Origin of the sequence: Pseudomonas shirazica (genome assembly GCF_015168335.1) — a bacterium.
In the GTDB taxonomy this organism is placed as follows: Bacteria; Pseudomonadota; Gammaproteobacteria; order Pseudomonadales; family Pseudomonadaceae; genus Aquipseudomonas; species Aquipseudomonas asiatica.
This window is the reverse complement of the sequence record NZ_CP063456.1, coordinates 5,359,040-5,370,322: the sequence shown is the minus strand read 5'-3', so window position 1 is coordinate 5,370,322 and position 11,283 is coordinate 5,359,040. Positions and strand designations below refer to the sequence as shown.

General features: G+C 64.7%; 11 protein-coding genes. 10 read left to right on the top strand and 1 reads right to left on the bottom strand.

Annotated features, from left to right (window positions below):
* The first annotated feature begins 69 nt into the window (after positions 1-69).
* The 5 genes from IMX18_RS24780 to IMX18_RS24760 all read left to right on the top strand — a co-directional run bounded on the left by IMX18_RS24780 (position 70) and on the right by IMX18_RS24760 (position 4,830).
* Entirely contained in the window at positions 70-942 is an 873-nt protein-coding gene (locus IMX18_RS24780; protein ID WP_013974798.1) for a LysR family transcriptional regulator, read from the top strand.
* A 261-nt stretch (positions 943-1,203) separates the two neighbouring features.
* A complete protein-coding gene (rpoZ, locus tag IMX18_RS24775) occupies positions 1,204-1,467 on the top strand; it encodes a DNA-directed RNA polymerase subunit omega (RefSeq protein ID WP_003253383.1) in 264 nt (87 codons plus the stop codon).
* A gap of 59 nt (positions 1,468-1,526) precedes the next feature.
* Positions 1,527-3,635 (top strand): bifunctional GTP diphosphokinase/guanosine-3',5'-bis pyrophosphate 3'-pyrophosphohydrolase, encoded by a 2,109-nt coding sequence (spoT, locus tag IMX18_RS24770; protein WP_015272335.1) that lies wholly within the window; start codon positions 1,527-1,529, stop codon positions 3,633-3,635.
* A 23-nt stretch (positions 3,636-3,658) separates the two neighbouring features.
* On the top strand, positions 3,659-4,039 hold the full coding sequence (locus IMX18_RS24765; RefSeq protein ID WP_009684531.1) for a RidA family protein: 381 nt from the start codon (positions 3,659-3,661) through the stop codon (positions 4,037-4,039).
* Between the two features lie 59 nt (positions 4,040-4,098).
* Complete coding sequence (locus IMX18_RS24760; RefSeq protein ID WP_015272336.1) at positions 4,099-4,830, top strand: hypothetical protein; 732 nt, start codon at positions 4,099-4,101, stop codon at positions 4,828-4,830.
* Positions 4,831-4,971: 141 nt separating this feature from the next.
* On the opposite strand, the gene IMX18_RS24755 is transcribed toward IMX18_RS24760, so the two are convergent.
* Positions 4,972-5,841, bottom strand: a complete 870-nt coding sequence (locus tag IMX18_RS24755) for an NAD-dependent epimerase/dehydratase family protein (protein ID WP_015272337.1) — start codon at positions 5,839-5,841, stop codon at positions 4,972-4,974.
* A gap of 190 nt (positions 5,842-6,031) precedes the next feature.
* On the opposite strand from IMX18_RS24755, the gene exbB reads away from it, so the two are divergent.
* The 5 genes from exbB (at position 6,032) to recG (ending at position 11,269) form a co-directional block, all read left to right on the top strand.
* Positions 6,032-7,006 carry a tonB-system energizer ExbB gene (gene exbB, locus IMX18_RS24750; protein ID WP_015272338.1) on the top strand — a complete coding sequence of 325 codons (975 nt, stop codon included), beginning with the start codon at positions 6,032-6,034 and terminating at the stop codon, positions 7,004-7,006.
* Positions 7,007-7,009: 3 nt separating this feature from the next.
* A complete protein-coding gene (exbD, locus tag IMX18_RS24745) occupies positions 7,010-7,438 on the top strand; it encodes a TonB system transport protein ExbD (RefSeq protein WP_013974803.1) in 429 nt (142 codons plus the stop codon).
* Entirely contained in the window at positions 7,435-8,166 is a 732-nt protein-coding gene (locus tag IMX18_RS24740; protein ID WP_015272339.1) for an energy transducer TonB, read from the top strand. Before exbD ends, IMX18_RS24740 begins: the two co-directional genes overlap by 4 nt.
* A 94-nt stretch (positions 8,167-8,260) precedes the next feature.
* Positions 8,261-9,187: a hydrogen peroxide-inducible genes activator gene (locus IMX18_RS24735; protein ID WP_013974805.1), complete on the top strand. Its 927-nt coding sequence runs from the start codon at positions 8,261-8,263 to the stop codon at positions 9,185-9,187.
* 3 nt (positions 9,188-9,190) lie between these two features.
* Entirely contained in the window at positions 9,191-11,269 is a 2,079-nt protein-coding gene (gene recG, locus IMX18_RS24730) for an ATP-dependent DNA helicase RecG (protein ID WP_054572027.1), read from the top strand.
* Positions 11,270-11,283 lie beyond the last annotated feature (14 nt).

The following is an 11,283-nucleotide window of genomic DNA, read 5'->3' as shown; positions in this document are numbered from 1 at the left end:
GGGCCGTTTCACTATAAAATGGCCAAAACGCAACAGACATTGGCAATTCGGCAAGCAGAGCGTGCACCAATGCAATATCAGATTACCCATGCCGACCTCTCCCTGGTCCTGGCCCTGGAACGTGGCCGCTCGCTGGCCAAGGCTGCCGAGTTGCTCAAGGTCGATGTTTCGACGGTGTTCCGCTCGATCCGCCGGCTGGAGTCGGCGCTGGGCACCGCCTTGTTCGTCAAGAGCCGCAAAGGCTACCTGCCGACCGACACCGCCCAGGCCCTGGCCGAGCAGGCCGAGCGCGCCGAGCAGGCGCTGGAGGCGGCGCGCATCGCCATGACCAGTGGCGAGCAGGTGGTCAGCGGCACCGTGCGCCTGACCTGTACCGAGGCGGTGATGCACAGCCTGCTGCTACCGGCGCTGGCCGAGTTCATGCCCAACTACCCGGCCTTGTCGCTGGAGATGGGCACCTCCAACACCTTCGCCAACCTCAGCCGGCGCGATGCCGACATTGCCCTGCGCCTGACCAACACGCCGCCGGAGCACCTGGTGGGCCGCAACCTGGGGTCCACCTCCTACGTGGTCTGCGGCCAGCCGCAGTGGCGCGAGCGCCTGGCCGAGTCACCTGCCAGCGTGCCGTGGATCGCCCCCGACGACTCGATGCAGGACCACCCCACGGTGGTCTGGCGCAACCAGCAGCACCCGGGGTTGAGCCCGCGCTACCAGTGCAGCGGCATGTCGACCATCGCTCAACTGGTCACGGCCGGGCTCGGCGTGGCAGCGCTGCCGGACTACATGGTGCATGCTCTGCCCGGGGTGGATGCGCTGAGCGGGCCGCTGCCGGGTTGCGACACCCAGCTGTGGCTGCTGACCCGGCCGGACTGCCGGGCGTTGCGCTCGGTGCAGACCCTGTTCGAGGAGCTGACCCCGCGGTTGCGTGACGCGATGCTCTGAGGTTATCGTCAGGTTCAAGCGATAGGGTGTCTGTTCCGGCCCTTTCGCGGCTGAAGCCGCTCCCACAGGGTGCGGTGATGAACCTGAGGACAATGCGGTCCCTGTGGGAGCGGCTTCAGCCGCGAAGAAGGCAACACAGGGCTTGAAGGTAACCACCCGACAAAACAGCGCTTCCCTATTGGCTGGTGATTTTTTAAACTATCGAGTCCGCCTGCCCATTATCGGGCTGCACGCCCACCGCAATTGCTACTGAGGAAGACCATGGCCCGCGTAACTGTTGAAGACTGCCTGGAACACGTGGATAACCGCTTTGAGCTGGTCATGCTCTCGACCAAGCGCGCTCGCCAGCTGGCGACCGGCGGCAAAGAGCCACGCGTTGCGTGGGAAAACGACAAGCCGACCGTTGTTGCCCTGCGTGAAATCGCCGAAGGCATCGTCACCAACGAGTTCATCGCCGCTGAAGAGATCGTCACCGAGGATCCGGTGTTCGCCGCGTTCGAGGACGAGAACAACGAGGCTGTCTGATTGATGCCAGGTCGACGTCGCACGGCGCAAGGCCCCCTTCCTCGGCAGGAGGTGAACCCATGCCGGGTATAGAAGCCTTGGCCGAACGGCTGTCGACCTACCTTGGCCCCGAACAGGTCAACCTGGTCCGGCGCGCCTATTTCTACGCCGAACAGGCCCACGATGGGCAGCGCCGCCGCAGTGGCGAGCCCTACGTAACCCACCCGCTGGCCGTGGCCAGCATCCTTGCCGACATGCACATGGACCATCAGAGCCTGATGGCGGCCATGCTGCACGACGTGATCGAAGATACCGGCATCGCCAAGGAAGCCCTCAGCCAGCAGTTTGGCGAGACCGTGGCCGAACTGGTCGATGGGGTCAGCAAGCTGACCCAGATGAACTTCGAGACCAAGGCCGAGGCGCAAGCCGAAAACTTCCAGAAGATGGCCATGGCCATGGCCCGCGATATCCGCGTGATCCTGGTCAAGCTGGCCGACCGCCTGCACAACATGCGCACCCTGGAAGTGCTGTCCGGCGAAAAACGCCGGCGCATCGCCAAGGAAACCCTCGAGATCTACGCCCCCATTGCCAACCGCCTGGGCATGCACACCGTGCGCGTTGAGTTCGAGGACCTCGGCTTCAAGGCCATGCACCCGATGCGTTCGTCGCTGATCCACCGTGCGGTGAAAAGCGCACGCGGCAACCGCAAGGAGATCGTCGCCAAGATCGAGCATTCGCTGGCCAACTGCCTGGCCGCCGACGGCATCGAGGGCGAGATCAGCGGCCGGCAGAAACACCTCTATGGCATCTACAAGAAGATGCGCGGCAAGCGCCGCGCCTTCAACGAGATCATGGACGTGTACGCCTTCCGCATCGTCGTGGACAAGGTCGATACCTGCTACCGCGTACTCGGTGCGGTGCACAACCTCTACAAGCCGCTGCCCGGTCGCTTCAAGGATTACATCGCGATCCCCAAGGCCAACGGCTACCAGTCGTTGCACACCACGCTGTTCGGCATGCACGGCGTGCCCATCGAAATCCAGATCCGCACCCGCGAGATGGAAGAGATGGCCAACAACGGCATCGCCGCACACTGGCTGTACAAGTCCAACGACGACGAGCAACCCAAGGGCAGCCACGCCCGCGCCCGCCAGTGGGTCAAGGGCATCCTCGAGCTGCAGCAACGTGCCGGCAACTCGCTGGAATTCATCGAAAGCGTGAAGATCGACCTGTTCCCGGACGAGGTCTACGTGTTCACGCCCAAAGGCCGCATCATGGAGCTGCCCAAAGGCTCCACGGCGGTCGACTTCGCCTACGCGGTGCACACCGACGTCGGCAACAGCTGCATCGCCTGCCGCATCAACCGCCGCCTGGCGCCGCTGTCCGAACCGCTGCAAAGCGGCTCGACAGTGGAAATCGTCAGCGCCCCGGGCGCGCGGCCGAACCCGGCCTGGCTCAACTTCGTGGTTACCGGCAAGGCGCGCACGCACATCCGCCACGCGCTCAAGCAGCAGCGTCGCTCCGAGTCCATCAGCCTGGGCGAACGCCTGCTGAACAAGGTGCTCACCGGCTTCGACAGCAGCCTGGAAATGATCCCCCAGGAGCGTATCCAGGCCATTCTCGCCGAGTACCGCCTGGAGCTGATCGAAGACCTGCTCGAAGACATCGGCCTGGGCAACCGCATGGCCTACGTGGTCGCGCGCCGCCTGCTGTCGGCCGAAGGCGAGCAGCTGCCGGCACCGGAAGGCCCGCTGGCGATTCGTGGTACCGAAGGGCTGGTGCTGAGCTACGCCAAGTGCTGCACGCCGATCCCGGGCGACCCGATCGTCGGCCACCTGTCAGCCGGCAAGGGCATGGTCGTGCACCTGGAAAACTGCCGCAACATCAGTGAAATCCGCCACAACCCGGAAAAGTGCGTACAACTCTCCTGGGCCAAGGACATCACCGGTGAGTTCAATGTCGAGTTGCGTGTCGAACTGGAACACCAGCGCGGCCTGATTGCCCTTCTGGCCAGCAGTGTCAACGCCGCCGACGGCAACATCGAGAAGATCAGCATGGACGAACGCGACGGCCGTATCAGCGTGGTCCAACTGGTGGTCAGCGTGCACGACCGCGTGCACCTGGCGCGTGTGATCAAGAAGCTGCGTACCCTGACCGGTGTGGTCCGCATCACCCGCATGCGTACGTAGTCCGCCAACCGCAAGGAGTCATCATGAGCAAGACCGTCATCAACAGCGACAAGGCCCCTGCCGCCATCGGCACCTACTCGCAGGCGATCAAGGCCGGCAACACCGTGTACATGTCGGGCCAGATCCCGCTGGACCCGAAGACCATGGAACTGGTCGAAGGCTTCGAAGCCCAGACCGTACAGGTGTTCGAGAACCTCAAGGCCGTGGCTGAAGCCGCTGGCGGTTCGTTCAAGGACATCGTCAAGCTGAACATCTTCCTCACCGACCTGAGCCACTTCGCCAAGGTCAACGAGGTGATGGGCCGCTACTTCGAGCAGCCTTACCCGGCCCGCGCCGCCATCGGCGTTGCCGCGCTGCCGAAAGGCGCCCAGGTCGAAATGGACGCCATTCTGGTCATCGAATGATGCCCTCGGTGACGGGCACCCCGCCCGTCACCTTCCCTCCTTTGCAAGGTTATCCCCTCATGCGCCAAGCACTGCCCCTCGCGCTGGCAGCCCTGCTTATGGGCGGCTGCGCCAGCCACAAACCCGAAGATTTCAACGGCACCTGGATCAATCAGGACGCCATCAATGCGGCCGTCAAGGGCGGCAGCCTGCGTCAGGCGCTCAATGAGCACGGGCCGGTATTCGAGTGGAAGCTCGACGTAGCCAGCCAACAGGCCAGCTACAGCAATGGTTTCGAAGCGGCCGACGGCCAGCTGAGCGCCACCGACAAGCAATGGCAGGCCAGCTTCCAGGGTGGCCAGACCGAACAGCTGTCGCTCGATGGCGACGAACTGCAGGCGGTCGATCAACGCGGCGGCAAGCAGACCTTCGTTCGCGCCAAAGCACCAGCGGCGACCAATGCGCCACTGGGCAGCACCTTCGAGAAAGCCCTGTACCAGGCCTATCTGGGCGGCAACTGGAAGATCGTCGAAGGCCAGGGCAAAGGTGCCAGCGTGCGCTTCGGCGACACCGGCAACGTCACCGGCCTGCCAGGGCCAGACCGTTTCGCCCTGTGCCTGGCGGGTGACTGCGCGACCATGGGTGGCAGCAATGACAGCCTGTGGCTGGAGCGCAACCAGCGTGGCGCGCCGTTCATCCTCAAGCGCGATGGCGACAAGCTGGAGATCTTCCAGGCGGTGAACCGCGCGCAGCCGGATGAAATGCCAGTGTTGGCGGCCGGCAAGCGCCAGTGGGTGCTGGAACTGGACTGAAAACCTGCGCGGTCCCTGTAGGAGCGGCCTTGTGTCGCGATGGGGCGCGCAGCGGCCCCAGGATTTCAGCGTCGCCGCATAGAATGCCGGGGCTGCTTCGCAGCCCTATCGCGGCACAAGGCCGCTCCTACAGGGGGCGCATCAGGCCTGAGGCTGGTTTTTACCCTCAAGGATGGCCGCATAACCTTCCCTGTAACTCGGATACACCGGCGCCCAGCCCAATGCCCGCGCCCGGGCATTACTGCAGCGCTTGCTGCCGGTACGGCGCACCCGCTGCTCATCCGACCACTCGGTTACCCCCATGTACGCCCGCAGCCAGGCCACCACATCGGCCAGCGGCGCCGGGTCGTCGTCGACGCCGATGTAGCAGTCGTCGAGCACCTTGCCGTCGGCATCGGCCTGCAACAGGAACGCCAACAGGCTGGCAGCATCCTCAGCATGGATGCGGTTGCCATACAGCGGTGGCTCCTCGGCCACGCGGTAGCCCTGGCGCACCTGACTGAGCAGCCACTCGCGGCCGGGGCCATAGATGCCGGTCAGGCGCACCACACTGGCCGGGATGCCGCTGGCCAGTGCCAGCCGCTCAGCCTCCAGCATCAACCGCCCGGAATAACCTTCAGGCTCGGTGGCCGCGCCTTCTTCGATCCACTCGCCGTCCTTCTGTGCATACACGCTGCTGCTGGACACGAACAGCAGCCGTCGTGGGCGTTGGCCGCGCTCGGCCAGCCAGCCCAGCACATGGCGCAAACCGTCGACATAGGCTGCCTGGTAACCCGCCTCGTCATGCTGGCTCGCCGCCACGCAATACACCAGGTAGTCCGGCGCGCGCTGCGGCCAGGCGTCTGGAAGCGATGGCACGGACAAGTCCGCTGCCACAGGCACGACCCCCGCAGGCAACTGCCCGACCGAGCGACGCAGGCCGCTCACCTGCCAACCGCGCGCAAGCATCTGCCGGGCAAGGCGCCCGCCTACATCACCACATCCCACCACCATCACGGAAAGGTCTGACATCTCTAAACTCCCTAGACCAATTGATCAGCCCGACCACGCTACACGATGGATGGCTAGACCATAGGCGAAAAAAGCAACAAGATTACTTTTGTTAACAAGAATTACTTGCAATAATGGCCGCCAAATTGTTCTCGGCCTACCTCGAGGCCTTGGAGAACGTTAACTTCATTCTTCATCAGGTCCGGCCAGCATGACACGTACTCAACCTTCCGCTTCGCCAACCCCGTTGCGCGCCTGGCGCGCCATCGCCGCGCTGACACTCAGCCTGGTGCTGGCCCCAGTGGCCATGGCCGATGAGCCAACCGCCAATGCTGCCGCGCCTGCTGCCGCTACCGCACCGGCTGCTCCGGCAGTTGCTCCAGCCGCAGCACCGGCCAGCGGTGCAGTTGCCGCCACCCCGGCTGATGCCCCGGTCGCTGCAGACCCGAGCGTCGAGGCTCTGGTTGAAGACACCTCGCTGGGCATGGCCCACGACCTGTCCCCTTGGGGCATGTACAAGAACGCCGACGTGGTGGTGAAGGCGGTGATGATCGGCCTTGCCATCGCCTCCATCATCACCTGGACCATCTGGATTGCCAAAGGCTTCGAGCTGATGGGCGCCAAGCGTCGCCTGCGTGGTGAAATCGCCCTGCTGAAGAAATCCGCCAGCCTCAAGGAAGCCAGCGACGTTTCCAACAAGGAAGGCACCCTGGCCCACACCCTGGTCCACGACGCGCTCGAAGAGATGCGCCTGTCGGCCAACGCCCGCGAAAAAGAGGGCATCAAGGAGCGCGTCAGCTTCCGCCTGGAGCGCCTGGTACACGCCAGTGGTCGCACCATGAGCAGCGGCACCGGCGTACTCGCCACCATCGGCTCCACTGCGCCATTCGTCGGCCTGTTCGGTACCGTATGGGGCATCATGAACAGCTTCATCGGCATCGCCAAGACCCAGACCACCAACCTGGCCGTGGTTGCCCCAGGTATTGCCGAAGCCCTGTTGGCCACCGCCCTGGGTCTGGTCGCCGCAATTCCGGCCGTGGTCATCTACAACGTCTTCGCCCGTTCCATCGCCGGCTACAAGGCCCAGGTGTCCGACGCCTCCGCCCAGGTGCTGCTGCTGGTCAGCCGTGATCTGGACCACCAGGGCAGCGAGCGTGTTGCCCCGCACATGGTGAAAGTGGGGTAAGCCATGGGCCTGCATCTCAACGAAGGTGGCGACGACCTCGCCGAAAACCACGAAATCAACGTTACGCCGTTCATCGACGTGATGCTGGTGCTGCTGATCATCTTCATGGTCGCAGCCCCCTTGGCCACGGTCGACATCAAGGTCGACCTGCCGGCCTCGACCGCCAAGCCGGCGCCGAGGCCCGAGAAACCGGTGTTCGTCAGCGTCAAGGCCGACCAGAAGCTGTACGTCGGTGATGACCAGGTCCCTGCCCCCGACCAGCTTGGCCCGATGCTCGACGCCAAGACCAAGGGCGACAAGGAAACCACCATCTTCTTCCAGGCTGACAAAGGCGTGGATTACGGTGACCTGATGGAAGTGATGAACAACATGCGCGCGGCCGGCTACCTGAAAGTCGGTCTGGTAGGTCTAGAGACGGCAGCCAAGAAATGACAAGAACGCGCTCGAACATGGCGCGCTACGGTGGCAGCCTGGCGATCGTGCTGGGCGTGCACGTGGTCGCCGTGCTGCTGACGCTCAACTGGTCGGTGCCCCAGGCCATCGAACTGCCACCGGCAGCCATGATGGTCGAGCTGGCGCCGTTGCCGGAGCCTGCGCCACCACCGCCCCCGAAAGCGGCGCCGCAGCCACCGGCACCGGTCGAGGAACCGCCGCTGCCGAAGCTGGCCGAGGCACCCAAGCCCAAGATCGCCATTCCCAAGCCGCCCAAGCCAAAGGCCAAGCCACAGCCGCCCAAGCCCGAGAAAAAGCCTGAGCCGCCGAAGGAAGCACCGCCGACCGAACAAACGGTAGACGCACCGCCCAGCAACACGCCACCGCAGAAGTCCGCGGCACCGGCACCGAGCATTGCGTCCAACAGCAAAGCCCTGCCGACCTGGCAGAGCGACCTGCTGCGTCACCTGGCCAAGTACAAGCGTTACCCGGAAGACGCGCGCCGTCGCGGGCTGCAGGGCATAAACCGCTTACGTTTCGTGGTCGACGCCGAAGGCAAGGTGGTGTCGTACTCCATGGCCGGAGGTTCGGGTAGTGCCGCCCTGGACCGGGCGACCCTGGAAATGATCCGTCGGGCCGGCACGGTACCCAAGCCGCCACCCGAGTTGTTGAACAATGGCACGATCGAAGTCGTGGCCCCGTTCGTCTACTCGCTGGACCGCCGCTGAGACTTTTGTTTCTGTCACAAATCGGCAAGTCTGATAACGTGCGTCTATCGATTGCAGCCGCTATGCTGGGCTCGCAACTTCATGGACGCACGTTATGACCCTCACAGAATTACGCTACATTGTCACACTCGCCCAGGAACAGCATTTCGGCCATGCCGCCGAACGCTGTCACGTGAGCCAGCCGACCCTGTCGGTCGGTGTGAAGAAGCTCGAGGATGAGCTTGGCGTGCTGATCTTCGAGCGCAGCAAGAGCGCGGTCCGCCTGACCCCGGTCGGCGAAAGCATCGTCGCCCAGGCGCAAAAGGTACTGGAGCAGGCCCAGGGCATTCGCGAGCTGGCCCAGGCCGGCAAGAACCAGCTGACTGCGCCACTCAAGGTCGGTGCCATCTACACCGTCGGCCCGTATCTGTTCCCGCACCTGATTCCGCAGCTGCACCGCGTGGCACCGCAGATGCCCCTCTACATCGAAGAGAACTTCACCCACGTACTGCGCGAAAAGCTGCGCAACGGCGAACTGGACGCGGTGATCATCGCCCTGCCGTTCAACGAAGCCGACGTGCTGACCCTGCCACTGTACGATGAGCCGTTCTGCGCCCTGATGCCGGCTGACCACCCGTGGACAGCGAAAAAGACCATCGACACCGCCATGCTCAACGACAAGAGCCTGTTGCTGCTCGGTGAAGGCCACTGCTTCCGTGACCAGGTACTGGAGGCCTGTCCAACGCTGAACAAGGGCGGTGAAGGCTCCAAGCACACCACGGTGGAGTCCAGCTCGCTGGAAACCATCCGTCACATGGTGGCCTCGGGCCTTGGCGTGTCGATCCTGCCGCTGTCGGCGGTGCACAGCCACCACTACGCCCCCGGTGTCATCGAGGTTCGCCCACTGACCGCACCGGCACCATTCCGCACCGTAGCCATCGCCTGGCGCGCCAGCTTCCCGCGGCCGAAGGCCATCGAGATCCTCGCCGACTCGATCCGCCTGTGCTCGGTCGCCAAAGCCCCTGCGGAACAACCGGCCTGAGTCATGAGTGAGCTGTCGAAGGTCCCGGTGACGGTACTCAAGGGGGTTGGCGAGGCCATGGCGGAGAAGCTCGCCAAGGTCGGCCTGGAGAACCTGCAGGACGTGCTGTTCCACCTGCCCCTGCGCTACCAGGACCGCACCCGCGTGGTGCCGATCGGTCAACTGCGCCCTGGCCAGGACGCGGTGATCGAGGGCGTGGTCAGCGGCGCCGACGTGACCATGGGCAAGCGCCGCAGCCTGGTGGTGCGCCTGGGTGACGGCAGCGGTGTGCTGAGCCTGCGCTTCTACCACTTCAGCAACGCGCAGAAGGAAGGCCTCAAGCGTGGCACCCACCTGCGCTGCTACGGCGAAGCACGCCCCGGCGCTTCGGGCCTGGAAATCTACCACCCGGAATACCGGGCGCTGAACGGCGACGAACCGCCGCCACCGGTCGAGCAGACCCTGACGCCGATCTATCCGTCCACCGAAGGCCTTACCCAGCAACGCCTGCGGCTGCTGTGTCAGCAGAGCCTGGGCCTGCTGGGCCCGCGCAGTCTGCCGGACTGGCTGCCCGACGAACTGGCCCGGGACTACCAACTGGCGCCGCTGGACGATGCCATCCGCTACCTGCACAACCCGCCGGCCGATGCCGACCTCGACGAGCTTGCCGAAGGCCAGCACTGGGCCCAGCACCGCCTGGCCTTCGAAGAGCTGCTGACCCACCAGTTGTCGCAGCAACGCCTGCGTGAAAGCCTGCGCAGCCTGCGCGCGCCAGTGCTGCCCAAAGCCCAGCGCCTGCAGGCACAGTACCTGGCCAACTTGGGTTTCCAGCCGACCGGCGCACAGCAGCGGGTGGCCAACGAAATTGCTTACGACCTCAGCCAGCAAGAGCCGATGATGCGCCTGGTGCAGGGCGATGTGGGTGCCGGCAAGACCGTGGTCGCCGCCCTGGCCGCGCTGCAGGCCTTGGAAGCCGGCTACCAGGTGGCCCTGATGGCACCCACCGAGATCCTCGCCGAACAGCACTACATCACCTTCAAGCGCTGGCTCGAACCGATGGGCATCGAAGTCGCGTGGCTGGCCGGCAAGCTAAAGGGCAAAGCCCGGGCAGCCGCCCTGGAGCAGATCGCCAATGGCGCGCCAATGGTGGTCGGCACCCATGCGCTGTTCCAGGAAGAGGTGAAGTTCAAGCACCTGGCCCTGGCGATCATCGATGAACAGCACCGTTTTGGCGTGCAGCAACGCCTGGCCCTGCGCAAGAAGGGCGTGGCCGGGGAATTGTGCCCGCACCAGCTGATCATGACCGCCACACCCATTCCGCGCACCTTGGCCATGAGCGCCTACGCCGACCTGGACACCTCGGTGCTCGACGAACTGCCACCCGGACGCACCCCGGTGAACACCGTGCTGGTGGCCGATAGCCGCCGCTTCGAAGTGGTCGAGCGGGTGCGCGCCGCCTGCGCCGAAGGGCGCCAGGCCTACTGGGTGTGCACACTGATCGAAGAATCCGAAGAGCTTACCTGCCAGGCCGCCGAAAGCACCTACGAGGAGCTGGGCAGCGCCTTGGGCGAGCTGCGGGTGGGGCTGATCCACGGGCGCATGAAGCCGGCGGAAAAAGCTGAGATCATGGCTGAGTTCAAGGCCGGCAACCTGCAGTTGCTGGTCGCCACCACGGTCATCGAGGTGGGCGTGGATGTGCCCAACGCCAGCCTGATGATCATCGAGAACCCAGAGCGCCTGGGCCTGGCACAGTTGCACCAGTTGCGTGGCCGGGTTGGCCGGGGCAGCGCCGTCAGCCATTGCGTGCTGCTGTACCACCCGCCACTGTCGCAGATCGGCCGCGAGCGGCTAGGGATCATGCGGGAAACCAACGACGGCTTCATCATCGCCGAAAAGGACCTGGAGCTGCGTGGCCCGGGCGAGATGCTCGGCACCCGCCAGACAGGCCTGTTGCAGTTCAAGGTCGCCGACCTGATGCGTGACGCCGACCTGCTGCCGGCCGTGCGCGACGCCGCCCAGGCCCTGATCGCACGCTGGCCGGAGCACGTCAGCCCGCTGCTCGATCGCTGGCTGCGTCATGGCCAGCAATATGGCCAAGTGTGACGCTGGTCCCATAA

Bases quoted from the DNA above. Each gene is read 5' to 3' on its own strand.
- IMX18_RS24735 (WP_013974805.1), top strand. From the start codon at position 8,261: ATGACCCTCACAGAATTACGCTACATTGTCACACTCGCCCAGGAACAG.
- IMX18_RS24765 (WP_009684531.1), top strand. From the start codon at position 3,659: ATGAGCAAGACCGTCATCAACAGCGACAAGGCCCCTGCCGCCATCGGC.
- exbB (WP_015272338.1), top strand. From the start codon at position 6,032: ATGACACGTACTCAACCTTCCGCTTCGCCAACCCCGTTGCGCGCCTGG.
- recG (WP_054572027.1), top strand. From the start codon at position 9,191: ATGAGTGAGCTGTCGAAGGTCCCGGTGACGGTACTCAAGGGGGTTGGC.
- IMX18_RS24760 (WP_015272336.1), top strand. From the start codon at position 4,099: ATGCGCCAAGCACTGCCCCTCGCGCTGGCAGCCCTGCTTATGGGCGGC.
- IMX18_RS24740 (WP_015272339.1), top strand. From the start codon at position 7,435: ATGACAAGAACGCGCTCGAACATGGCGCGCTACGGTGGCAGCCTGGCG.
- IMX18_RS24780 (WP_013974798.1), top strand. From the start codon at position 70: ATGCAATATCAGATTACCCATGCCGACCTCTCCCTGGTCCTGGCCCTG.
- rpoZ (WP_003253383.1), top strand. From the start codon at position 1,204: ATGGCCCGCGTAACTGTTGAAGACTGCCTGGAACACGTGGATAACCGC.
- spoT (WP_015272335.1), top strand. From the start codon at position 1,527: ATGCCGGGTATAGAAGCCTTGGCCGAACGGCTGTCGACCTACCTTGGC.
- IMX18_RS24755 (WP_015272337.1), bottom strand. From the start codon at position 5,841: ATGTCAGACCTTTCCGTGATGGTGGTGGGATGTGGTGATGTAGGCGGG.
- exbD (WP_013974803.1), top strand. From the start codon at position 7,010: ATGGGCCTGCATCTCAACGAAGGTGGCGACGACCTCGCCGAAAACCAC.